General features: G+C 61.3%; 20 protein-coding genes and 1 tRNA gene. 7 read left to right on the forward strand and 14 right to left on the reverse strand.

Annotation, left to right across the window (positions count from 1 at the left end):
- Positions 1 to 44: 44 nt before the first annotated feature.
- Positions 45 to 467: a CAP domain-containing protein gene (locus AC1RKJ_RS11705; RefSeq protein ID WP_492791126.1), complete on the forward strand. Its 423-nt coding sequence runs from the start codon at positions 45 to 47 to the stop codon at positions 465 to 467.
- Positions 468 to 583: 116 nt separating this feature from the next.
- Here the strand turns inward: AC1RKJ_RS11705 and AC1RKJ_RS11710 are convergent, their stop codons facing one another.
- Positions 584 to 1,918, reverse strand: a complete 1,335-nt coding sequence (locus AC1RKJ_RS11710) for an enolase C-terminal domain-like protein (RefSeq protein WP_492792718.1) — start codon at positions 1,916 to 1,918, stop codon at positions 584 to 586.
- Between the two features lie 61 nt (positions 1,919 to 1,979).
- A complete protein-coding gene (locus AC1RKJ_RS11715; RefSeq protein WP_492791127.1) occupies positions 1,980 to 2,951 on the reverse strand; it encodes a Bug family tripartite tricarboxylate transporter substrate binding protein in 972 nt (323 codons plus the stop codon).
- Positions 2,952 to 3,068: 117 nt separating this feature from the next.
- Here AC1RKJ_RS11715 and AC1RKJ_RS11720 point away from each other — a divergent pair, with 117 nt between their 5' ends.
- Positions 3,069 to 3,758 carry a GntR family transcriptional regulator gene (locus tag AC1RKJ_RS11720; RefSeq protein WP_492791128.1) on the forward strand — a complete coding sequence of 230 codons (690 nt, stop codon included), beginning with the start codon at positions 3,069 to 3,071 and terminating at the stop codon, positions 3,756 to 3,758.
- A 58-nt stretch (positions 3,759 to 3,816) separates the two neighbouring features.
- Here AC1RKJ_RS11720 and AC1RKJ_RS11725 read toward each other — a convergent pair.
- Positions 3,817 to 3,893, reverse strand: a tRNA-Arg gene (locus tag AC1RKJ_RS11725).
- A gap of 154 nt (positions 3,894 to 4,047) precedes the next feature.
- On the opposite strand from AC1RKJ_RS11725, the gene AC1RKJ_RS11730 reads away from it, so the two are divergent.
- Both AC1RKJ_RS11730 and AC1RKJ_RS11735 read left to right on the forward strand, forming a co-directional pair.
- Positions 4,048 to 4,671 (forward strand): YidB family protein, encoded by a 624-nt coding sequence (locus AC1RKJ_RS11730; RefSeq protein WP_492791129.1) that lies wholly within the window; start codon positions 4,048 to 4,050, stop codon positions 4,669 to 4,671.
- A 94-nt stretch (positions 4,672 to 4,765) separates the two neighbouring features.
- Complete coding sequence (locus tag AC1RKJ_RS11735; protein WP_492791130.1) at positions 4,766 to 5,038, forward strand: GlsB/YeaQ/YmgE family stress response membrane protein; 273 nt, start codon at positions 4,766 to 4,768, stop codon at positions 5,036 to 5,038.
- Positions 5,039 to 5,101: 63 nt separating this feature from the next.
- Here AC1RKJ_RS11735 and AC1RKJ_RS11740 read toward each other — a convergent pair whose 3' ends face one another.
- The 4 genes from AC1RKJ_RS11740 to AC1RKJ_RS11755 form a co-directional block, all read right to left on the reverse strand.
- Positions 5,102 to 5,884, reverse strand: a complete 783-nt coding sequence (locus tag AC1RKJ_RS11740; protein WP_492791131.1) for an SDR family NAD(P)-dependent oxidoreductase — start codon at positions 5,882 to 5,884, stop codon at positions 5,102 to 5,104.
- 122 nt (positions 5,885 to 6,006) lie between these two features.
- On the reverse strand, positions 6,007 to 6,756 hold the full coding sequence (locus AC1RKJ_RS11745) for a VOC family protein (RefSeq protein ID WP_492791132.1): 750 nt from the start codon (positions 6,754 to 6,756) through the stop codon (positions 6,007 to 6,009).
- 38 nt (positions 6,757 to 6,794) lie between these two features.
- Positions 6,795 to 7,583: an enoyl-CoA hydratase gene (locus tag AC1RKJ_RS11750; RefSeq protein WP_492791133.1), complete on the reverse strand. Its 789-nt coding sequence runs from the start codon at positions 7,581 to 7,583 to the stop codon at positions 6,795 to 6,797.
- A gap of 43 nt (positions 7,584 to 7,626) precedes the next feature.
- Positions 7,627 to 8,832 (reverse strand): ABC transporter substrate-binding protein, encoded by a 1,206-nt coding sequence (locus AC1RKJ_RS11755; protein WP_492791134.1) that lies wholly within the window; start codon positions 8,830 to 8,832, stop codon positions 7,627 to 7,629.
- A 238-nt stretch (positions 8,833 to 9,070) separates the two neighbouring features.
- Here AC1RKJ_RS11755 and AC1RKJ_RS11760 point away from each other — a divergent pair, with 238 nt between their 5' ends.
- Positions 9,071 to 9,877: a thermonuclease family protein gene (locus tag AC1RKJ_RS11760; protein WP_492792719.1), complete on the forward strand. Its 807-nt coding sequence runs from the start codon at positions 9,071 to 9,073 to the stop codon at positions 9,875 to 9,877.
- On the forward strand, positions 9,864 to 11,369 hold the full coding sequence (locus AC1RKJ_RS11765) for a M48 family metalloprotease (RefSeq protein WP_492791135.1): 1,506 nt from the start codon (positions 9,864 to 9,866) through the stop codon (positions 11,367 to 11,369). The genes AC1RKJ_RS11760 and AC1RKJ_RS11765 overlap by 14 nt, the downstream gene beginning before the upstream one ends.
- Positions 11,370 to 11,457: 88 nt before the next feature.
- Here the strand turns inward: AC1RKJ_RS11765 and AC1RKJ_RS11770 are convergent, their stop codons facing one another.
- The 5 genes from AC1RKJ_RS11770 to AC1RKJ_RS11790 form a co-directional block, all read right to left on the reverse strand.
- The gene (locus tag AC1RKJ_RS11770; RefSeq protein WP_492791136.1) at positions 11,458 to 12,417 is read right to left on the reverse strand and encodes a CarD family transcriptional regulator; all 960 of its coding nucleotides are present in this window, start codon (positions 12,415 to 12,417) and stop codon (positions 11,458 to 11,460) included.
- A gap of 258 nt (positions 12,418 to 12,675) precedes the next feature.
- The gene (fdxA, locus tag AC1RKJ_RS11775; protein WP_006022415.1) at positions 12,676 to 13,014 is read right to left on the reverse strand and encodes a ferredoxin FdxA; all 339 of its coding nucleotides are present in this window, start codon (positions 13,012 to 13,014) and stop codon (positions 12,676 to 12,678) included.
- Positions 13,015 to 13,107: 93 nt separating this feature from the next.
- The gene (locus tag AC1RKJ_RS11780; protein WP_492791137.1) at positions 13,108 to 13,377 is read right to left on the reverse strand and encodes an RNA-binding S4 domain-containing protein; all 270 of its coding nucleotides are present in this window, start codon (positions 13,375 to 13,377) and stop codon (positions 13,108 to 13,110) included.
- Positions 13,378 to 13,543: 166 nt separating this feature from the next.
- Entirely contained in the window at positions 13,544 to 16,927 is a 3,384-nt protein-coding gene (locus tag AC1RKJ_RS11785) for a helicase-related protein (RefSeq protein ID WP_492791138.1), read from the reverse strand.
- Between the two features lie 368 nt (positions 16,928 to 17,295).
- Positions 17,296 to 18,165 (reverse strand): DUF3108 domain-containing protein, encoded by an 870-nt coding sequence (locus AC1RKJ_RS11790; RefSeq protein ID WP_492792720.1) that lies wholly within the window; start codon positions 18,163 to 18,165, stop codon positions 17,296 to 17,298.
- A 364-nt stretch (positions 18,166 to 18,529) separates the two neighbouring features.
- Here AC1RKJ_RS11790 and rpmB point away from each other — a divergent pair, with 364 nt between their 5' ends.
- Positions 18,530 to 18,823, forward strand: a complete 294-nt coding sequence (gene rpmB / locus AC1RKJ_RS11795) for a 50S ribosomal protein L28 (RefSeq protein ID WP_492791139.1) — start codon at positions 18,530 to 18,532, stop codon at positions 18,821 to 18,823.
- A gap of 57 nt (positions 18,824 to 18,880) precedes the next feature.
- On the opposite strand, the gene AC1RKJ_RS11800 is transcribed toward rpmB, so the two are convergent.
- Together AC1RKJ_RS11800 and cobT are read right to left on the reverse strand one after the other, a co-directional pair.
- Positions 18,881 to 19,906 (reverse strand): esterase-like activity of phytase family protein, encoded by a 1,026-nt coding sequence (locus AC1RKJ_RS11800; RefSeq protein WP_492791140.1) that lies wholly within the window; start codon positions 19,904 to 19,906, stop codon positions 18,881 to 18,883.
- Positions 19,907 to 19,909: 3 nt separating this feature from the next.
- The gene (gene cobT / locus AC1RKJ_RS11805) at positions 19,910 to 21,808 is read right to left on the reverse strand and encodes a cobaltochelatase subunit CobT (protein WP_492791141.1); all 1,899 of its coding nucleotides are present in this window, start codon (positions 21,806 to 21,808) and stop codon (positions 19,910 to 19,912) included.
- Positions 21,809 to 21,831: the final 23 nt, after the last annotated feature.

Consider the following 21,831-nt stretch of genomic DNA (forward strand, 5'->3'; position numbering starts at 1 on the left):
GTGCCATACGCGATCGCCAACGGCTTAATCGGGGGGCGATGCAGATGAAAACTTTTCTTATCGTGTTTGTCCTCGGACTGGCGCTTCTCGCTCCTGCGAACGCAGCCGACTATGCAAGCCAGATCAGCGCCTATCGGCGCGCCAATGGACTCTCGTCAGTTCAGACAGACAGTCGCCTGACTGCCGTCGCGCTTCATCAGGCGCGCGCGATGGCGTCCGGTGGAACCGTAAGCCATACCGTTGGGGGCAGCTTCACCACCCGCGTTGCCGGATTGCGGAAATCACGCGCCGCCGAAAACATCGCGGCAGGCTTCAGGACATTCGCAGAGACGTTTCAGCAGTGGAAGGACAGTCCCGGTCACCGCGAAAATCTGCTGATGCCCGGCGCAAGAAAGGTGGGCGTTGCCTCCGTGGCAAATCCCGCATCGCCCTATCGCGTGTTCTGGGCCATGATCATCTCCGACTAGTTCCGCGTCGACATCTTGTGACCGAAGTTGAATCACGATCCCGGGAAGACACGAACTTCCGACTTCCGGATTAGGAAAGCGTCGCATCATCCGTTGAGCGGTCGCGCGCTCCGATCTCAGCGGACCATTGCTGGCCGCTTGTTGTCGAACCGCCAACCAGGAATGAGAAATTGCATGGCCGCGGCATCATCGCGGGAGCCGTCGCCGATGCTCTTGTAACGTTCGTGAGCTGAGGCAACCTGCTCCATGTCGACGTCGATCCCGAGACCCGGCCGCTCGGGGACTGCAATGAACCCATCGACAATCCTGAATGGCTCTCGAGTCAGTCTTTGACCGTCCTGCCAAATCCAATGGGTATCGATGGCTGTCACACGGCCGGGTGCGGCGGCCGCGGTGTGGGTCACCATCGCCAGTGAAATATCGAAATGCGAATTGGAATGGGCGCCCCAGGTCAGGCCGAAATCGCGGCAGGTCTGCGCCACACGGACAGCCCCCTGCATTGTCCAGAAATGCGGATCAGCCAGCGGAATGTCGACCGATTGCAGCTGTATCGCATGTCCCATTTGCCGCCAGTCTGTCGCGACCATATTGGTTGCCGTTGGAAGTCCTGTCGCACGCTTGAACTCAGACATGATTTCGCGACCGGAAAGGCCGTTCTCAGCCCCGCAGGGATCTTCCGCGTAGGCAAGAACGCCGGGGTTTTGTCCGCACAGACGGACAGCTTCTTCCAGCGACCAGGCTCCATTCGGATCGAGGGTAACTCGCGCCTTGGGAAAACGATGAGCCAGCGCGGCCACCGCCGCCATCTCTTCTTCACCCCGAAAAACGCCGCCCTTGAGCTTGAAGTCGAGAAATCCATAGCGGCCGTGTGCCGCTTCGGCGAGGCGAACGACAGCTTCCGGGGAGACCGCTACTTCATCACGCAGCCGTATCCAGTCATCCTTCTCATCGCGGGTGCTTCGATACTTGAGGTTCGTTTTTGTTCGGTCCCCAACATAAAAGAGATAACCCAGCACCTGAACCGCTTTGCGCTGCTGCCCCTCTCCCAGCAACGCGGCAACCGGCAGATTCAAGAACTGCCCCAGCAGATCGAGCAACGCCGACTCGACTGCCGTTACGGCGTGGATCGCAACGCGCAGATCGAACGTTTGCTGGCCACGCCCTGCATCATCGCGATTTGAAAATCGCGCCCTCATGGCATTCAGCACAGCGTTATAGTTGGCGACGGACTGGCCGATCACGAGCGATCGCGCATCCTCGAGCGTTTGTCTGATGCGCTCGCCCCCCGGAACCTCGCCTGCCCCTGTGCGACCGGCGTTATCCTTCAGGATAACAAGGTTGCGGGTAAAGAGCGGACCGTGAGCGCCGCTCAAATTGAGCAGCATGCTATCCTCGCCGGCCACGGGGATGACGAGCATCTCCGTGACGACTGGTGCGCCGAGTCCACGCATGTTGACTTCTGCATCCGCTGACAAACTGGAATTCCCTAATTATTTGAAATCTACTGCGGACCTATTGCGGCGTTATTTTTCCCGTATCGACAACCACCTTCCAGCGCGCGATTTCCTCGGTCAGGAATTTCTTGAACTGGTCGCCGTTGCTCGCGACGACCTCAAATCCAATCGCCTCGAATTTTGTTTGAACATCCGGGGCCTTGGCCGAGGCTGAAAGTTCGGATTCCAGTTTGGCCTTTACCGCTGGCGGCAGCCCCTTGGGCGCGGCGATCGCTTGCCAGGAGTACACTTCAAGACCTCCGACACCCTGTTCAGTCATCGTCGGCACGTCAGGAAGTGTGGGATTTCGCTTCGCGCTGGTCACGCCCAAAGCCTTGAGCTTGCCCTCCTTAACATTCTGCGCGATTGCGCCCAGATTCTGGAACGAGACGTTGACGTGTCCGCCCAGCAAATCGTTGATCGCCGGAGCACCGCCCTTGTAAGGGATATGAGCGCCCGACGTACCGCTCTTCTGCCAGAACAGCTCGGCTGTGAGATGATCCGATGAACCTACACCCGAAGATGCGAATGTTACTTTTCCCGGATTCTTCTTCAGATAAGCGATCAGTTCGGCGACATTGTTGGCTGGAAACTGCGGGCTCGCGACCAGAACATTGGGCGTGCGGACAGCGACAGAGAGCAGATCGAAGTCTGCGAGAGGATCGTACTTCAGATCTTTAAACAGGGCGGGATTTATGCCGTACACGCCGATCGACGCGACCAGTAACGAGTAACCATCAGGCGCGGCCTGCTTGATCGCCAGTGCTCCAAGTGTGCCACTGGCCCCTGCTCGATTCTCTACCAGGACATTCTGCTTTAAGCGCTCAGCCAGTTTTCCAGTGACCAGCCGCGCGGTAATGTCGCTCGCGCCGCCGGCGGGAAACGGGACCACAGCGGTAATCGTGCGGTCCGGATAGTCCGCAGCCTGTACGGCCATTGTTGGTAACACGGCAGCCAGGATACCCGCGACGGCGTATGCCAGACTCTTCATTTGAACCTCCCTGTATGCGGTTTCCGCGTTTTTTGAGTGCTCCGCGAGATAACCACGGCAACCAGACAAACTAATGCATCAGTTGTCAAGCTAATGCATTAGTGAAAGAGTGCACATATGAGAGCTTCAGCTGCCTCCAATCATGACACTGCGCTGCCCGAGGGGCCTTCGGTTTTCGAGCAATTGCTCGCCGACATCATCTCCTTGCGCCTTCCGCCGGGGACACCCCTGTCGCGAGTCGCACTGCAGCAACAATTTCGACTGAGTTCGACGCCGATCCGTGACGCGCTTATTCGGCTTGAGTCAGCCGGGCTCGTCGACATCTTCCCGCAGAGCGGAACGCGTGTGAGCTTGATCGACGTGGCGCTCGCGCGGCAAGCGCAATTTCTTCGCCGTTCGATTGAGCAGGAGGTTGTGCGCGTCCTCGCAATCTCAGGAGACCCAGCGCTGATCGCCGAACTTCGTTCGATCATCGCGAACCAGCGCAACCAGGCCCATGATGACAAGCTCGATGAGTTCAATCAATCGGATCTGGCTTTTCACAAGACCCTTTACGATGCGGCCGGCGTATCTCACCTCTGGTCACTGGTGCGGGAACAAAGCGGCCATGTTGACCGCATTCGAAGGCTTCATCTTCCTATCGGAAACAAGGCCAATCAGATCATTCGCGACCATTCGAAAATCGTCCGCTCAATTGCGCAACAAGATCCTGCTCTGGCGCAGACTGCGTTGCGCGATCATCTTTCGCGATCCCTTGCTTTCAGCAATGAATTGCGAATTCGGTTTCCCTCGTATTTTACGGGCTAGGTCGCGAATGGGCCAACCACTGCGATTGCATGTGTTGCCTTAAACGCATCAAAGCTATTGGCGATCCCGGGAAGACTCGAACTTCCGACCTGCGGTTTAGGAAACCGCCGCTCTATCCGGCTGAGCTACGGGACCGGTCGCATTCTTGGCAGCGAATATCCTGCAAGAACGCCTAAAAGTTTCGCAATTCCTTACCAGACGGCGCGCGCCACCGCCACCCCGCCTTGTAACCGTCATGACCAAACACTACTCTCGCCTCCGGGGCCAAAGTGACCGACAGGAGACGACAATGGGTTTGCTCGACATTCTCAATGGTATGCAAAACGGCCCGCGCGGACCGAGCGAGCCAAGCCAGCCGGGGGAAAGCAGCGGCGGGATGTCGCCGATCACCATGGCGATCCTTGCCCTCCTTGCCTACAAGGCGGTCAAGCACATCGGCGGAAGCCAGCCCGGCACCAGCCCGGCAGACAGCGCACCCTCCGTTCCCCCGCAGCTGCCCGGAACGACCACGGCCAGCGCTGACGGTGGAAGCGGGCTTGGCGGCCTGCTTGGTGGCGGCCTCGGCGATCTGATGAAGGGTCCGCTGGGTGGCGCACTCGGCGGATTGCTGGCAGGCGGCGCGGCCGGCGGCGCCTTGAGCGGCGGATTGAACGATCTGCTCAAGCAGTTTCAGGAAAAGGGCCACACCGAGACCGCGAATTCATGGGTCGGCACCGGCAACAACAAGCCGATTTCGCCGACCGACCTCGGCGCTGCGCTGGGCGCTGACCAGATCAACACGCTGACGTCGCAGACTGGCTTGTCACGTGACGAATTGCTTGCGGGTCTCGCCAAGCAACTGCCCGACGTGATCAACCAGCTGACACCAAACGGCCGGCTGCCGACCGAGCACGAAGCCTCGCGCTGGATTTGATCGGCCTCATCGACTAGCGTGGAGCGAAGTCTTCGCTCCACGCCGATCCGGCACCTGATCCCGTCAGAATTTTGTTCATCAAGGATACCCAGCAATGCTTCATATTCTCATCGTCGGATTGGTCGCAGGTTTTGTTGCGCGGCTTTTGTCGCCTGGTCCGAATAATCCGACAGGCTTCATCCTGACGATGGTGCTCGGGATTGTCGGTGCTTTTGTCGCAACCTTTATCGGTCAGGCCATCGGCCACTACGGTCCCAACCAGGGTGCGGGGTATATCACCGCAACCATCGGCGCGCTGGTTGTGCTGTTCATCTGGAACAGGCTGGTTGCCCGCGGCGTCGTGTCCGATCCCGGCAACAAGGTCTGAGCAGCATCGCCCCTGAGCAGGGAACCGACGCCCGTTCAGTGGCGATTGAACGGGCTCAAAGCCCTACCACACCAGATGCGAACCGGCGTCGATGCGGACGATCTCGCCGGTCATGCTGCGTGATTCCGGACGGGCGAGAAAACAGACCAGTTCCGCAATATCCTCGGCTGCCGACGCGATCTTGAGTGGCGATTTGGCCGTCACCATCTCACGAACCTTGTTGGCGGCTTCTTCGCCACGTCCCTTCGTGAACCACGGCGTATCGATATAACCTGGGCAGACGGCGTTCACGCGAATGAGCGGCGCCAGCGCGCGCGACAGCGAAAGCGTGATGGTATTCAGCGCCCCCTTGCTCGCCGCATACGCGACCGACGATCCGATTCCGGCGATGCCTGCTATCGACGAGACATTCACCACGGACGAGGCGCGGCCCGATTGATTTGCGCCCGCTTCGAGAAGAGCGCGCGCGGCGCGGATCATCTGATACGGGCCGATGGTGTTGACCGCGTAGATGCGCTGGAAGTCCTCGGCGGAAAGGCCGTCGAGGTTTCCATGGTCCATATGCTTGGTGATACCGGCGTTGTTGATAAGCGCATCAAGCCGGCCCCACGGCGCAGCTGCGGCAACGATTTTCTTGCAGTCCTCGTCGCGCGAAACGTCACCCTGCACCACCACGACCTCGGCGCCCGCGCTTCGGCAGACATCCGCGGTCTGCTCGGCTTCCTTTTGGCTGGAAGAATAGTTGACGACGACGCGCGCGCCCTGCTTGGCCAGAATGGCGGCGGACGCCGCGCCAAGACCCGACGCCGAACCTGTCACGATAACTGTCAATCCATCCTTGGCCATCTGGTGTCCTTGTTGCGAGCTGCTATTGCGGGCGAAATCTAGCGATCAAATCCGGTCGGGAACAGCGCTTTCACGCCGGATCCGGTGCGCGAATATCAGGTGCGCAAAGTCACGCGCAACGCTCACGCAGCGAGATGAAAGTCGACGCCGCAGAGAAAGAAAGAGCTCCCGGTGACGGTATGCCCCCGGGCTTTCGCGGCAGCTAGGATCGCGGCGGGATCGCGGACACGGAACGTCAGCGCGCTCATGATCTCGTTGTCGCCTTTCGCAAAGCGGATTCTGCTATTGGACAGCACGATCTCCGGCACGTCTGCCGAATGGCCCACAGGAATGCCGATGATGCGGCCCCAGTGATCGGCAAGTCCCTGCGGATCCGGACTGGTCAGTTCAACCTCTGTCAGCGCAGTCGTGACATCGTCGCGGATCGCCTCGTGCCAGTCGGGACCGGCGGGCGGGTAAGCGCCGCGGATATTGTCGCTGTCGGCCGTGTGGTTGAACTCGATAAAGGCGGCGCGGCAGTCGCGGGGATGAAGCTGAACGCCGAGATACGGCGGCCGGTCGATGACATGAGACGTCCGCACGCCGATGCTCTCGGCGTTTGTCTGACGTTCGCGCGGATCGTCGCATGAGAAGATCGCCATATAGCCGCCGCGTCCCCCGGTCTTCTCCACGAAGCGCCCGGCGGCGGTGCCGTCGCGAAACGGCGCGACCACCTCGAGCAAAATGGTATCGACCGGAAGCAGCGCGTTTTCGAGGCCGTAACGCGCAACGTTCGGATCGCGATGGCAGATGTTGAGGCCCATGATCGCGGCGATCTCGCCGACCGTGGGCTCAAGACGCGGCGCAACGAGACAGATTTGGCGCAGCCTCATGAATTCCGCCACTCGTGTGTTCCTGTTTACCGCGCTCGCTAATGTCCCTTGAACACCGCGGCACGCTTTTCCATGAAGGCCTTGGCGGCTTCCAGATGGTCGGCGGTTTCCGAGCAGCGCGTGTGGTGCGCGGCTTCGGCGTCGAAGCAGGCTTCGAGCGACAACTGCTCGGCGTTGTTGATGTTGCGCTTGATGTAGCCGAGCGTCACGGTCGGCCCCTGCGCGAGCGACATGGCAAGTTCAGTTGCCGCGTTGCCGACCTCGGCGTCGGGAACCACTTTCGTGACCATCCCGAGCGCGAGCGCCTCCTGAGCCGTCAAGACTGGCGACAGGAGATAAAGCTCGCGCGCCTTGGCGCTGCCCAGCATCTGGGTCAGGAAATATGTTCCGCCGTAGTCGCCGGAGAAGCCGACCTTGGCAAAGGCCGTGGTGATCTTGGCGGATGCTGAGGCGACGCGCAGATCGCAGGACAGCGCAATCGAAAGACCGGCTCCCGCCGCAGCCCCGTCGATCTGCGCCACCACCGGTTTTGTCATTTCGTGAAGGATGCGTGAGATTTCCATGCCGCGACGGAGGTTTCCGCGCTTTTGCTCGTAAGACAGCGTCGACTTGTTTTCCGCCATCGACTTGACGTCGCCGCCGACGCAGAACGTGCCATTGGCGCCTCGCAACAGAACCGCGCGAACATCGGAATCGTCCGCCGCCCGCCGTGCGGCCTCGATCAGGCCCGCCGACATTTCCGCATTGATGGCATTGCGCCGATCGGGCCGGTTCATGGTGATGGTCAGAAGACCGCGATCGAGACTCTGCAGAACAGTGTCGGTCATGACGAAGATTCCCTGAATCGAAAGCGCGTTGAATACGGTGCTTTTATTTCTTGATCAGCGGACAGCGCGAGGCATCGAGCGACTGAAACGCCTGATCGCCCGGGATGGTCGCCAGCAGCTTGTAGTCATCCCACCGGCCCTTCGATTCCGACGGCTTCTTCACCTCGAAGAGATACATGTCGTGGATCATGCGGCCGTCCTCGCGGATCCTGCCGTTCTTGGCGAACATGTCGTTAATCGGCGTCGACTTCATCACTTTCATGACGGCTGCGGAGTCGGTCGTGCCTGCGGCTTTCACGGCCTTGAGATAATGAGTCACGGACGAATAAACGCCAGCCTGCGCGGAGGTCGGCACGCGCTTGACTTTGTCCATGAAGCGCTTGGTGAAGGCGCGCGTATCGTCGTTCAGGTCCCAGTAAAAAGCCTCCGCCAGCACGAGTCCTTGCGCTGTCTCGAGACCGATGCTGTCGATGTCGGTAATGAAGGCCAGCAGCGGTGACAGTTTCTGGCCGCCCTTCATCAAGCCGAACTCAGCGGCTTGCTTGATGGCGTTGATGGTATCGCCGCCAGCATTGGCGAGGCCTACCACTTTCGCTTTCGATCCCTGAGCCTGCAGCAGGAACGACGAGAAGTCCGAGGTGTTGAGCGGGTGCTTCACCGTCCCCAGCACCTTGCCGCCCATCTTGGTCACGACGTTGGTGGTGTCCTTCTCCAGATCCTGCCCGAACGCATAATCCGCCTGGAGGAAGAACCAGGTGTCGAGTCCGGTCTTCACCGTGGCGAGGCCGGTCGAATTCGCCTGCCCGAACGTGTCGAACACATAGTGCACGGTGTAAGGACCACAGGCCTCGTTCGTCAGCCGAACCGATCCGGGCCCGTTGAACATGATGATCTTGTTGCGCGCCTTGGCGATTTCGTTGGCGGCGAGCGCGGTCGCCGATGCCGCGACATCGACGATCGCCTCAACGCCCTGATTGTCGAACATGTCGCGGGCGATGCTCGATGACAGGTCGGCCTTGTTGAGATGATCCGCCGCGATGATTTCAATCTTGCGGCCGAGAACTTCGCCGCCAAAATCCTCCGCCGCCATTTTTGCCGCGGTCTCACTGCCCACGCCGGTGATGTCGGCGTAGAGACCTGACATGTCGAGAATCGCACCGAGTTTCAGGGGCGGATTGCCTTGCGCTGTTGCAGCGCCAGAGCCGAACACGAGGACAGATGAAATGATCCCTGCGAGGACTTTCTTCAATGTCGTCTCCCTTGTCGATCATACGCCTTGATTGGCGTCATCATTCGTTGTTTTCATCATGGCGCAACGATGCCTTCGCAGCAAGCAACCGGTCATGCGCCCGCCGATTTGCATGCGGGTACGCTTGACTCGCGGCGACGACGGGCAACACATTTCGCAGATCGAAATTGATTTCGCGCCACGCCCGCTTCCGCGCCTGCAAGGCTGACAGTCTGTGATTGCCCGACGCATTCCAATGATGGTCTGGTGCGCGGCGCTGCTGACGATGTTCAGTTGCGGCGAACTTCGCGCATCGTGCGCGCTCGCATTGCAAGGCGAAGGCCGGGTGAGCGCCGTTCTCGACGCGCGAACGTTTCGCCTCGACGACGGGCGCGAGGTGCGCCTCGCCGCAATCGAACTGCCGAACGAGGCCGCAGTATCCGGCAAAGACGTTTTAACATCGCTGATCGACGGCCGCGAGGTCACGCTGCACGGCGCTACCGACACGCCGGATCGTTACGGGCGCCAGGGTGCGTTTGTTTTCCTGAAAGATGCCGTCTCGATCCAATCGGAACTGTTGGCGCGCGGCGACGCGCTGGTGTGGGCGGAGGCGACCGACAAAGCCTGTTCCGATACATTGCGGGCTGCTGAGGCAACCGCACGCATCGCGAGGCGCGGCATTTGGGCCGGTTCCGCCGCCTTAAAAAACGCGGAAAGGCCCGACGATATTTTGACCCAAGTGGGACGGTTTGCCGTGGTGGAAGGAACTGTTTCGTCGGCCCGGTTGGCTGGCGCGACGTTTTACGTCAATTTCGGCCGCCGATGGACGCGGGACTTTGCCGTGACCATTTCAAGGCGCATCATACCGTCCATCGAAGCCGCCGGAATCGATCTTAAGTCTCTGAAAAACAAGAGAATTATGGTTCGTGGCTGGATTGAGAGACGTGGCGGCCCCCGGATTGAGGTATTGTATCCGGGACAGATTGAGTTGATGACGGCGGCAGATGCGGGCTTGCGGGATAATCTAACCGCGAAATCCATCGTGCCGAGGGATGAGGGCAAATAACGGCGTGTCGGAACCGGCGAGCCAGCAAAACGAGAAAGGGCCGAGCCGCATTTATGCGGCGGTCGCGCTGTGCGTCGCATTGACGCTCGGCGCTTGCGGAGACATGGGCCGCTTCCAAACGGCGACGAACCCTAATCTTGCTCCGATCAAGCCCAACAAGCCTGCTGCCCAGACGCCGGCCACCGAGCGCGAGCATGAGCGCATTCTCTCGTCATACGGCGGCTCCTACGACGACCCGCGGCTCGAGGCCCTGATTACCAAGACGGTCGACCGCCTTGTCGCTGCGTCCGACCGTCCCGATCTCGCCTACAAGGTGACGATCCTGAATTCGGGCGCAGTCAACGCCTTCGCGCTTCCCACCGGACAGCTTTATGTCACCCGCGGACTGATCGCGCTCGCCAGCGACACGTCGGAATTGTCGTCGGTCCTCGCCCACGAGATGGCGCATGTGCTCGCCAAGCATGCCGCGATCCGCGAGGATCAGGCGCGGCAGGCTGCCGTCGTGACGCGCGTTGTCGCCGACATGGGCAACGACCCGGACATGAGCGCGCTGGCGCTGGCCAAGACCAAGCTGACGATGGCGAGCTTCTCGCGTACGCAGGAATTCGAGGCCGACGGCATCGGCGTCAGCATCGCGTCGCGCGCCAAGTTCGATCCGTTCGGCGCATCCCGTTTTCTGACGGCAATGGAGCGCAACGCCGCCCTCAAGGCGAACCGCGCTCCCGCCGATCCGCGTTCGCTCGACTTCCTGTCGTCGCATCCGGCCACGCCGGAGCGGGTGCAGAACGCGCAGGCCAATGCGCGTCAGTATTCGTCGCCCGACAGCAACGAACGCGACCGCGACACTTATCTCTCGGCCATCGACAATCTCGTGTATGGCGAAGACCCCAGCGAAGGCTTTGTGCGCGGCCGGCGCTTTCTGCATCCCAAGCTCGGCTTCACATTCCAGGTACCCGACGGCTTCGTGCTTGAGAACACGGCGCAGGCCGTCGTCGGCGTTCGCGAAGGCGGCACGCAGGCCATGCGTTTCGATGTGGTGCGCGTTCCGGCGGAACAGACGCTCGGCGATTACCTGAACTCCGGCTGGATGGAGAACGTCGACAAGGCCTCAACCGAGGATCTGACCATCAACGGGTTTCCGTCCGCGACCGCGACAGCAAGCGGCGATCAGTGGCAGTTCAAGATCTATGCCTTGCGTTTCGGCAGCGACGTCTATCGCTTTATTTTCGCGGCGAAGAAAAAGACGCCAGAGGGCGATCGCAGCTTCCGCGACACCGTGAATTCATTCCGGCGGCTGACGCTGGCCGAAATCCAGGCCGCGCGGCCGTTGCGGATCAAGGTCGTGACCGTGCAGCCCGGAGACACGGTGGAGTCGATGGCGCAGCGGATGCAGGGCGTAGATCGTCCGGTCGACCGGTTTCGCGTGCTGAACGGCCTCGACGCGCGCTCCACCCTGAAGCCGCGAGAACGCGTGAAACTGGTCGTGGATTGACCCTGCGGCACCGTCGATCAATCAGGACTAAACAAAAAGCCCGGCTCTGCAGCCGGGCTTTTTCAATCTTGATTGTCAAAAAACTTTATCAGGCCGCTTCGTCCGCGGATACAGAGTCGTCGCCGTCGCTGTCATCCGAGTCGTCCGCCGCCGCTTCCGCACCGGCATCGGCGTCGGTCTTGGCGCCGCGGCGCGGGCTCTTGGCAAGGTTCGCCTCGATCTCCTTGACCGCTTCGGTTTCAGTGACGTGCTGAACGACGGCGATTTCGCGCGACAGACGATCGAGCGCCGCTTCATAAAGCTGCCGTTCGCTGTAGGACTGCTCGGGCTGTGATTCCGAACGGAACAGATCGCGCACCACTTCCGCGATGGCGACGATGTCGCCCGAATTGATCTTCGCTTCGTATTCCTGCGCGCGGCGCGACCACATCGTGCGCTTGATGCGCGCGCGGCCCTTGAGGGTCTCCAGCGCACGCTTGACCAGCGACGGGTCCGACAACTTGCGCATACCGACATTGGCGACCTTCGCCGTCGGCACTCGCAAGGTCATCTTGTCCTTGACGAAAGTAATGACGAACAACTCAAGCCGCGCGCCTGCGATTTCCTGCTCTTCGATCGCAAGAATCTGGCCGACGCCATGCGCCGGATACACCACGAACTCGTTGGTCTTGAATCCCTGACGCTGGGTCAAAGGCTTCTTCGGCTCCTCCACACGCGGTGCGGCGGCAACCGGCTTCGCGGCAGGCTTGCCGGCGACGGTCTTCACAGGGGCTTTCGGAGCGGGCGTCTTGGCGACGGCGGTCTTGGCAGGCGTTTTGGAAACCGTCTTCGAGGGCTTCGCAGCGGACTTGGCGGGCGCCTTCGCGACAGGTTTTGCAGGCTTTTTGTTCGGCATTGTGCTTCTTTTGTTTTTTGAGGGTGTAGCGGACGCGCGAGCATCCTTCTTCGACGCGCTGCGGCTCGCAGCTGACGTCTTCTTGGTGCCCTTATCCTTGGAACCCTTGTCGTTTATTTTGGAGTTCTTTTTATGACGCGATTTGTCTGACACAGCGCCTCTGCGTGGAACCGCCACGCCCCTGTTTCAAAATGGTTTATCGGGAACCCGTCGGGGCCCTAAACGGGGACAAAAGGGGTTCGGCTCTACGAATGTGCCTAAAATAGCACATTTCCCGCAAAAATCAATGATTTATGCCCTTCCGCGCATGCCGTGCAGCGGCGTCCGCCGCTCTGATCGCCGGTAGGGTTAAAAGTTATCCGCGATGGCGGGCGCCACAGGCTCGCTGGCCGAGACACCGAACAGGCCAGTTCAGTCGCCAGAGCCGGGATTGGCAGAAAAATATTTGTCGAACTTGCCTTCGACGCCGTCGAATTCCTTCGCGTCGTCAGGCGCATCCTTTTTCTGGGTGATGTTCGGCCACGACTTGGCGTATTCCGCATTCACCTCAAGCCACTTTTCGAGACTTGGTTCGGTATCAGGCTTGATCGCATCCGCTGGGCACTCAGGCTCGCACACGCCGCAGTCGATGCATTCGTCCGGGTGGATCACCAGCATGTTCTCACCCTCGTAGAAGCAATCCACGGGGCAAACTTCCACGCAGTCCATGTACTTGCACTTGATGCAGTTTTCAGTGACGACGTAGGTCATCCAAGGCTCCGGAAGGTCTAAATTCGAGGTTTGGCGTAGCGCAGGACGTGCATCGCCGCAAGGGAGGTTGTGCTTGGGATTATTGGCAAATAATCACTTCCGGAGCGATTGCAAATCAGCATAACTCGCCTGCGCCGCAGCGGCGTCCCCTCTCCGGTCAGAAAATCCGGTGATCTTCAGGACGCGCACCCGGCCGTCGAGCGCAATAGTCAGAACCTCGCCTGCTTTCACTGCGTGTCCTGGCGACGTCTGCCTCACACCATTGATACGGACGCGGCCCTTGGCGACCAGGGCTGCGGCGTCGGTCCGGGTCCTGACGACCCGCGCGTGCCACAGCCATTTGTCGAGACGCTGACGATCCAAATCCGGTGTCCCGAATCCGAAGTTCGCTTGGTGTTTGCAGCGCCTTCCGTCGCGAACTTCGGATTCGAAAGGACACCGGCAGCTATAACTTCGGGGCGGCTTTGGTTCGCAAGTCCGCTACGAGAGCCAACCAGAGAATAGGCGGACTTGCGAATCGCCGCACCGATTATTCCTTGCGAGTACCCGCGAGCTGCTCCTTGAGCGCCGCCAGCTTGGCAAAAGGCGAGTTCGGATCCGCGGGGCGGTCGCGCTCGCGCGGCGTGGCGCTTGTCGCATAGGTCCGGTGCGAACCGCCGCCGCGGTCGCGATCATCCTTCCGCCCGTCGCGTGGACGTTTGTCGAACTTACCCTTGCCGCGTTCCTGATTGCGGTCCTTGCCTTTGAAACCCTCACGCGGAGGACGGCTGCCTCTGTCGTCGCGCTGATCCTGACGCTGAGGACGCGCCTGTTCTGCGGACGCGCCTTCGGCGGCAACCGCCGGAGCATCACCACGTGGCCGGCGGTTCTCATTGTTCCGGTCGCGGCGATGACGGCCGTGACGTTCGCGCTTCTCTTCGCCACCGGCAGGCGTCTCGCCTTCGGTTGCAGGCATCGCGGATTTATCAGGGCCCTTGTAGCGGCTGCGATCATGGCGCGGACGGCGCTCATCCGAACGACCACCGGGCCGCCAGACTTCAACCAGTTCCGGTGCTGCGTCGGCAACGGCCTGTTCCGCTGGAGCGGCTTCGGCGCTAACGGTCCCAGCTACATCGGCCGCGGCGGCCTCCGTGGCTGCGACCGGCTCGGCCGATGCTTGCTCAGTGACCGCTTCGGCCACAGGGTCCACAACGGCTGATGCCGGAACGAACTCCACTTCGGGCAAGCGCGCCGCGGATGTATCCGCAGCGGTCGTCTCGGCAGGAACAGCCGTGATGTCGGCGATCGACTCGGTTGCTTCGGCAGCCTCCGGGGCGACAGCGACCGCCTCGGACGACGCAACGGCGCCAGCTCCGGCTGGATCGGATTCAATCGCCGCCTCTGTCGTCGTCTCGGTTACAGCCTCAGTGCTCACATCGGCAGGCGGAGCGGCGACGACCGGAAGCGGCGGCCGCTTCTCCATGCGATAGCCGAGCGCCTTCAGAATCGACGCAAAATCCTCACCGGCCGAACCGGTCAGCGAAGTCATGGCCTGCGTTGCGGTGAACGAGCGGCCATCGAACGCGCCGGCAGGCTTGTCGCCAGACGAACCCGGACGCCACGACAGCGCGGGGCGGATCAAATCCGCGAGGCGCTCCAGAATATCGACACGTACGGCGCGGTCGCCGGCGAGCTTGTAGCCGAGCGTGCGATAGGCGTCCTGATTGAGTGCCTTGTCCGCCGGAAACGACGTGCGTCCGCTCGCCGCCAGATGCTGCGCGCCGGTCAGCGCCGACCAGTCGGTGTTGTCGTTCTTCAGCGCCATCAAGAGCGACGCCAGTCCGCGCGCCGCGGGCTTCAGCAGTGCGGGGAGAAAAATATGATAGGCGCCGAAGCGCACCCCGTATTTGCGCAACGAAGCACGCGACGGCTGATCGAGATCCTTCATCTCGGCGGCAATCTTCGCGCGCTCCAGTACGCCGAGCGCCTCGATCAACTGGAAGGCGATGCCGCGGGCGATGCCCGTGACGTCCTCGGCCTTCGACAGATCGAACAGCGGCCCCAGAATCTTTTCGATATGCGTCTTCAGCCACAGATCGAGCCGCGTCTGCACGGCATCGCGCGATGCGCCGGTCAGCCGCTCGTCGGCGATGATGCGGATGCGTGGACTGAGAACATTGTCGGCCGCAACGAGCTTGGCGACGGCGTCGCCGGTCCAGCGCAGCGTACCATCGGAAGCCAGCACGAACTGATCGTCCGGCGCCTTCGACAATTTCTCGGCGCGCGCGTCGATCTCGCCGGCCAGCGCTTTCAGCGCCGCTGCCTGCAAGGCCTTGGCATCCGAGCCCGCTTCAGCAGATTCCGGCGCGAACATGAATCCGTCGAGACGGCCAATCACATGGCCCTCTACGATCACTTCGCCGGTCTTCCCAATTTCAGTATTCAGCATCGTGTTTTCCCGCAAGCGGCGCATCAATACACTGGTCCGGCGGTCAACGAAACGCTCAGTTAGCCTTTCATGGAGCGCATCCGACAATTTATCCTCCACCGCACGGGCAATTCCCTGCCAGTGCTCGGGATCCGCCAGCCAATCGGGGCGATTTGCCGCAAACGTCCAGGTCCGAATCTGGGCGATCCGGGCCGATAATGTGTCGATATCGCCATCGGTCCGGTCGGTTTGCGCTATCTGGGCGGCGAACCAGTCGTCCGGAAGCCGGCCCTTGCGCATCAGAAATCCGAACAGCGTGGTGACGAGTTCGGCGTGGGCTGCCGGAGACAGCTTGCGATAATCGGGAATCTGGCAGGCTTCCCAGAGCCGCTCGACGGCGGCCGCGCCCTTGGCCATGTCACGGACGTCTTCGTCGCGCGCGGCATGATCGAGCACGCGAATGTCCTCGGCGACCGGCGCGCGGGTCAGGACTTCATGGTTGGGCGTGAGCGCCAGCGAGACCTGAAGTGCGGCCAGCGACGCGAAATCCAGCCGCGTATTCCGCCATTGCAGCATCTTCACGCTGTCGAAGGTATGGTTCTGCAACGCGTTGACCAGTTCCGGCTCGAACGGCGCGCATCGGCCCGTGGTCCCGAAAGTGCCGTCGCGGGTGGCGCGGCCCGCGCGGCCCGCAATTTGCGCGAACTCTGCGGGCGTTAATCGGCGGAACTGATAGCCGTCGTATTTGCGGTCGGAAGCAAAAGCGACATGATCGACATCGAGATTGAGGCCCATGCCGACGGCGTCTGTCGCAACCAGATAATCGACGTCGCCGGACTGGAACATGTCCACCTGCGCGTTGCGGGTGCGTGGCGACAGCGATCCCAGAACGACGGCAGCGCCGCCGTGTTGACGCCGGATCAGTTCGGCGATGGCGTAAACCTCGTCCGCAGAGAACGCGACGATCGCGGTGCGCCTTGGTTGCCGTGTGATCTTGCGGTCGCCGACAAATTCGAGATGCGAGAGCCTCGGCCGCGTCACGATATTGGCGCCGGGCAGCAGCCGCTCGATGATCGGGCGCATGGTGGCAGCACCCAGCAGCAGCGTCTCATCACGGCCGCGCCGGTTCAGGATCTTGTCGGTGAAGACGTGACCGCGTTCGAGGTCCGCCGCGATTTGGATTTCGTCCACCGCCAGAAACGACACGTCGAGATCGCGCGGCATCGCCTCGACGGTGGAGACCCAGTACCGCGCCTTCGGCGGCTTGATCTTCTCTTCGCCGGTAATCAGCGCGACGGAGTCGGCGCCTGCCCGTGCGGCGATCTTGTTGTAGACCTCGCGCGCCAGCAGGCGCAGCGGCAGACCGATGATTCCCGACGAGTGGGCGAGCATCCGCTCGATCGCGAGGTGGGTCTTGCCGGTGTTGGTCGGGCCCAGCACTGCGGTCACGCCAGCGCCGGGAGCACGATCATTCGGAAACAGCGGAGCGGAAGACGACAGAGGCATAATCAACAGGTCCGCATGACGCACACGACGCGGACGCCGCAGCCAGTTTGAAGGAAGTGTCTCACAATGCGACGTTTTTCACGCCGCAACTTAAGGTTTGGAACGAGTAAGGAACGAAAGAAGCCCGAATCGCTGACTCGCGGTGTGTTCGGCTTTATTACCTCCACATGTCGCACAATCTGCTGACCAGCAATACTAGATGAGGTTTGAGGATACTCCGCGCCAGCAGCAAATGAGCTGAATTCGTTAAAACCGGAGTCGAATCGGATTGGCTGAAGAGTCAACCCGATTCACAAACAAGATTCGTCACGGGCGCGATTTGCCACCGGATCCTTGCGCCGGGCATGGCCGTAGGCCGCCAGCCGGCTTCAGTTTGTTTTGGCCGTCTTCTGCACCGAGATGAACTCCGTCGCTTCGATCATGCCGGTGCCGAGCGGGGTTGGAATCGCAATCCGGTAAGGAACGAGCACGCGCGTTCCGGCGATCGGCGCAAACCATATCTCCATGTCGCGCTGAGCGGTGACGTACTTGATCGAGGCGCGATCGGGAACGTAGCCCGCGATCGGCGTGAAGTAGACCGCACAGACCACCACAGGGCCATGGTAGCCCTTCTCGGCCTTGACCGTTTCCATGCGCTTGTAGTCGAGACGCAGATCGTAGCGCATCCTGCCGTCGAAGACCGACATCGTCTTGTTGCGGCATGCCTCGGGACTGACCGGATCGCCCGTTCCCGCTACGCGCAGCAGCGAACCCGTCATCGGATCGAGGACATTGCGGCGATGCGCGTCGGTCAGCGGAATTCGTTCCGAATTTTCCGGCGGCTCCGGCTCGATGGCGGACTCTTTCACATTGCCGCCCGAGAGCGCGATGCGAATGATCTCGGCCTTCTTCCCGTAATTGATCGTCGAGATGTAGTTCAGCGGCGCGAACTGGCCGGCGGTGATGCGGCCTTGCGCCGTACCGGTGCCGTTGCCTCCGCCGATGGACTTCATCAGCCCTGTGGTGGCTCCGCTGACGGCTGCCGAATACTGGTCTTCGGAAACATCCACTACCCAGGCACCCTTGCCGATCGGCAGTCCGGCAAGCGAGGCTTCGTACTTGGCATCCAGCCGGCCCTGGGCACTGGCGGACCCGGCCGGCATCGCCGACCCGGCGCAAGCGAGCAGCGCGCCCAGCAGGAGAAGTTCAGACCGGGCTATCCAGGAGACTGACCGGGCGAACCTTGGGAACCAGGGCATATCCACTGACAAAAGTCCTGTTGGGCCAATATATCTCTAAGCAAGCAATTTCAGCCGGAACCATCGGTGCGGCGCAGAGGCCGCAAAAGGAATTGCCGAAGGCCCGCTGATACCCTGTCTGGTCAGGGATTACGTCGATTATATGTTAGGAAATCACTGGTTTGACGGGGAAAATCGCCATTCCTGCCCGGTGGCCGATGGCGTCCGCGATGGCCGGATAAACCGCCGAAATCGCCTCCCAACCTTGACGCTGGGCGGCTGGACCCTTATAGGTCCGGCGTTCCTGAAATGGACGGTTCCAAAACCCCACGCGACCCCTTCGGGTGGTCCGGGGCGACACAAGATTTCGCCAAAGGATTACACTATGTCTCGGCGCTGCGAATTGACGGCCAAGGGCCCTCAGGTTGGCCACAAGGTCAGCCACTCGAACCATAAGACCAAGCGCCGGTTTTTGCCGAACCTGTGCAACGTCACGCTGATCTCGGACTCGCTGGGCCGCTCGGTGCGCCTGCGCGTGTCGACCAACGCGCTGAAGACTGTCGATCATCGCGGCGGCCTCGATGCGTTCCTGACCAAGGCAAGCGCCGACGACCTGTCGCCGAAGGCGCTGGAGCTGAAGCGTCAGATCGAAAAGAAGAAGCTCGCCGCGGCGAGCTGATCTTTCGACCGACAATCCGATTTTGAAAAGCCGGGCTCACGCCCGGCTTTTTCTGTTTTACGGATCGACCAGCGTGAATTGAAGCAACAGCGTGCGCTGGATCATCGAGAAATTATCGTCCGAGACCATGGTCAGGACAGTTTCGCCGTCTTCAGTGACATGCGCGTCGATGCCTTCCATGTTGTCGATCTCGTATCCAAGATCGACATCGAAGATCACCGGTCCGTCAATTACCGCGTCCGGAACAATGGACTTTATCGGCACGCGACGGATGCGAATGCCGACACCTTCGAGCAGCGAGAACTTTCGCTCCAGCAGCAACAGATCGCCGGACGGCAGCAAAACAGCGTCGCTGATGTCGAATTTTTTTGTCCGCGCCACCGTGAACTGGCCCGGCGTCGGGCCGCCGATCAGAAAGCCCTGAATGTTTCCCGCCGCATCCAGCCCCGCCTCTGAAATCGCAATCAGCGTGCCGCCGAGCGGCTGCCCCTTCGGCACGAACACCAGTGCCTCAAGGCCTCTGTTGAACGGCAGCTTGCCGACATCGGGCGGCACCGGCACAACCTGACCGCGCGAAAGAATACCGCCCTTGCTGAAATCGAACCGCAGGATCTGGTTGACGCGTTCAAGGCCCACATAAACCGTCGACCCGTCGAGCGCGAGCGACTCGCTGTCGAACCAGCCGCGTGTGGTAATTCTCTTGCCGTCGCTGTCGAGCATCGGCGCGGATTTCACATCGGCCAATCCGGCCAGGCGTTTGCCCCGATAGACAATCAGCCCTGTAAACCAGTGGCCCTTGTCACTGATGGTGATGAACCGCTCGCCTTTTTTATCAAGCCGCAACCCCGACAGACCACCGAAGCGCCGAAACGGGGACGTGAGAATAAGTCCGCTGCGAAACTCCAGCGAGCCATAACGGACATGAGACGGGTCACGGGGATCGAAAGACTGGATCGGACGCGCATTCACCTCGACGGAGGCCGATTGCGCCGTGGCAGATTCGGCTGTGAGCGCCATCATGCCGGCCGGAAGCACCGTCGCGGCATTCCTTAGAAAACGCCGTCGACTAAGTTTGCGGGTCATGTTTCAGGAATGAAGTCTGCGCCGGCGCGATGGCGACGACGATTCCACCTGGGTTTCGCTGAACAGTTCGGCCAGCTTCTCGGTGATCGCACCGCCGAGTTCTTCGGCGTCCACGATGGTCACCGCACGCCGGTAATAGCGCGTGACGTCGTGGCCGATGCCGATTGCGATCAATTCGACCGGCGAGCGGGTCTCGATCTCTTCGATGATATGGCGAAGATGCCGCTCGAGGTAATTGCCCGGATTGACCGACAGCGTGGAGTCATCGACCGGCGCGCCGTCAGAAATCATCATCAGGATCTTGCGCTGCTCGGAGCGCCCGAGCAGCCGCTTATGCGCCCAGTCGAGCGCCTCGCCGTCGATATTTTCCTTGAGCAGACCCTCGCGCATCATCAGCCCAAGATTTTTCCGCGCGCGACGCCATGGCGCATCGGCGGACTTGTAGATGATGTGCCGCAGGTCGTTGAGGCGGCCCGGATTGGCGGGCTTGCCTGCCGCCAGCCACGCCTCGCGCGACTGACCGCCCTTCCACGCCCGCGTGGTGAAGCCGAGAATCTCGACCTTGACGCCGCAGCGCTCCAGCGTCCGCGCCAGGATGTCGGCACATGTCGCCGCCACAGTGATCGGACGTCCGCGCATCGAGCCGGAATTATCGAGCAGCAAGGTCACCACCGTGTCGCGGAATGTCGCTTCCTTCTCGTGCATGAACGAGAGCGGATGATACGGATCGGTGACGACGCGCGACAGCCGCGCCGGATCGAGGATGCCTTCCTCGAGATCGAACTCCCAGGCGCGATTCTGCTGCGCCATCAATTTGCGCTGAAGACGGTTGGCCAGCCGCGCGACGATATGCTGCAAATGCGCGAGCTGCTTGTCGAGATAGCTGCGCAGCCGCTCCAGTTCGTCGTGCTCGCAAAGGTCTTCCGCCGAAACGACCTCGTCGAATTTCGGCGCGAAGGCATGATACTCCGGCCCGCGATGTTCGTTCGCGCCGCGACTGGGCGGACGCTGAGCCTCGCCGGGCGTTTCGTCGTCGCTCATCTCGTCGTCATCGAAGGCGTCGCTGGCGGACGCCTGCGCGCTTTCCATGGCGTTTTCCGACATTTCCTCGGTGGAGGACTGGGCCTGATCTGCGCTCATTTCCTCGCCGGAATCGCCTTCGGGAGAACCGTCCGCGCCGGACTGGTCTTTCTCGCCGTCGCGATTCTCGTCCTGATTGTCGTCCTCGTCCTGATCCGCGTTTCTGTCGTCGCCAAGCTCCAGCGCCTGCAGCAAGTCATGGATCGCGTCACCAAACCGCGACTGGTCCTCGGTAAAATTCTTGAGCACGTCGAGGCGCGGCCCGATCTTGTCTTCAAGAACAGGCCGCCACAGATCGACCATCTTGCGCGCGGCAACCGGCGGCGTGAGGCCAGTCAGGCGCTCGCGCACCAGCATCGCCAGCGCGTCGGCCAGCGGCGCGTCGGCGCGGTCGGTGATCTCGTCGTACTTGCCGCGATGAAAATGATCGTCGAGCATCGCGGTCAGGTTCTTGGCGACGCCGCTCATGCGTTTCGCGCCGATGGCCTCGACGCGGGCCTGTTCGACCGCGTCGAACACGCCTCGTGCCTGCGGATTGCCCGGCGCCAGCTTGCGATGAACCTTGGGATCGTGACAGGCCACGCGCAGCGCAATCGAATCCGCATGACCACGCACGATGGCAGCGTCCTTGCGGGTCAGCTTGCGTGCCGGTTCGGGCAGCCGCGCCTTGCCCGGCGACAGGCCCGGACGCTCCGCGGCGAACGTGACTTCAAGTTCAGGCTGCTTGGCGATGGCCCGCAATGCCGACGTCACCGCCCGCTTGAACGGCTCCGTTGGCGATTCCTTCGACCCGGTCCTGAACTTGGTATTGGACGTGCTCATAAAACCTTTCCTCCCCGATCACG

This window comes from Afipia sp. GW822-FHT04G07 (assembly GCF_058800765.1).

Coding starts and splice junctions, on each gene's coding strand:
- AC1RKJ_RS11720 (WP_492791128.1), top strand. CDS start 3,069: ATGAGAGCTTCAGCTGCCTCCAATCATGACACTGCGCTGCCCGAGGGG.
- cobT (WP_492791141.1), bottom strand. CDS start 21,808: ATGAGCACGTCCAATACCAAGTTCAGGACCGGGTCGAAGGAATCGCCA.
- fdxA (WP_006022415.1), bottom strand. CDS start 13,014: ATGACCTACGTCGTCACTGAAAACTGCATCAAGTGCAAGTACATGGAC.
- rpmB (WP_492791139.1), top strand. CDS start 18,530: ATGTCTCGGCGCTGCGAATTGACGGCCAAGGGCCCTCAGGTTGGCCAC.
- AC1RKJ_RS11705 (WP_492791126.1), top strand. CDS start 45: ATGAAAACTTTTCTTATCGTGTTTGTCCTCGGACTGGCGCTTCTCGCT.
- AC1RKJ_RS11760 (WP_492792719.1), top strand. CDS start 9,071: ATGGTCTGGTGCGCGGCGCTGCTGACGATGTTCAGTTGCGGCGAACTT.
- AC1RKJ_RS11715 (WP_492791127.1), bottom strand. CDS start 2,951: ATGAAGAGTCTGGCATACGCCGTCGCGGGTATCCTGGCTGCCGTGTTA.
- AC1RKJ_RS11735 (WP_492791130.1), top strand. CDS start 4,766: ATGCTTCATATTCTCATCGTCGGATTGGTCGCAGGTTTTGTTGCGCGG.
- AC1RKJ_RS11740 (WP_492791131.1), bottom strand. CDS start 5,884: ATGGCCAAGGATGGATTGACAGTTATCGTGACAGGTTCGGCGTCGGGT.
- AC1RKJ_RS11800 (WP_492791140.1), bottom strand. CDS start 19,906: ATGACCCGCAAACTTAGTCGACGGCGTTTTCTAAGGAATGCCGCGACG.
- AC1RKJ_RS11765 (WP_492791135.1), top strand. CDS start 9,864: ATGAGGGCAAATAACGGCGTGTCGGAACCGGCGAGCCAGCAAAACGAG.
- AC1RKJ_RS11750 (WP_492791133.1), bottom strand. CDS start 7,583: ATGACCGACACTGTTCTGCAGAGTCTCGATCGCGGTCTTCTGACCATC.
- AC1RKJ_RS11790 (WP_492792720.1), bottom strand. CDS start 18,165: ATGCCCTGGTTCCCAAGGTTCGCCCGGTCAGTCTCCTGGATAGCCCGG.
- AC1RKJ_RS11785 (WP_492791138.1), bottom strand. CDS start 16,927: ATGCCTCTGTCGTCTTCCGCTCCGCTGTTTCCGAATGATCGTGCTCCC.
- AC1RKJ_RS11710 (WP_492792718.1), bottom strand. CDS start 1,918: ATGCGTGGACTCGGCGCACCAGTCGTCACGGAGATGCTCGTCATCCCC.
- AC1RKJ_RS11745 (WP_492791132.1), bottom strand. CDS start 6,756: ATGAGGCTGCGCCAAATCTGTCTCGTTGCGCCGCGTCTTGAGCCCACG.
- AC1RKJ_RS11730 (WP_492791129.1), top strand. CDS start 4,048: ATGGGTTTGCTCGACATTCTCAATGGTATGCAAAACGGCCCGCGCGGA.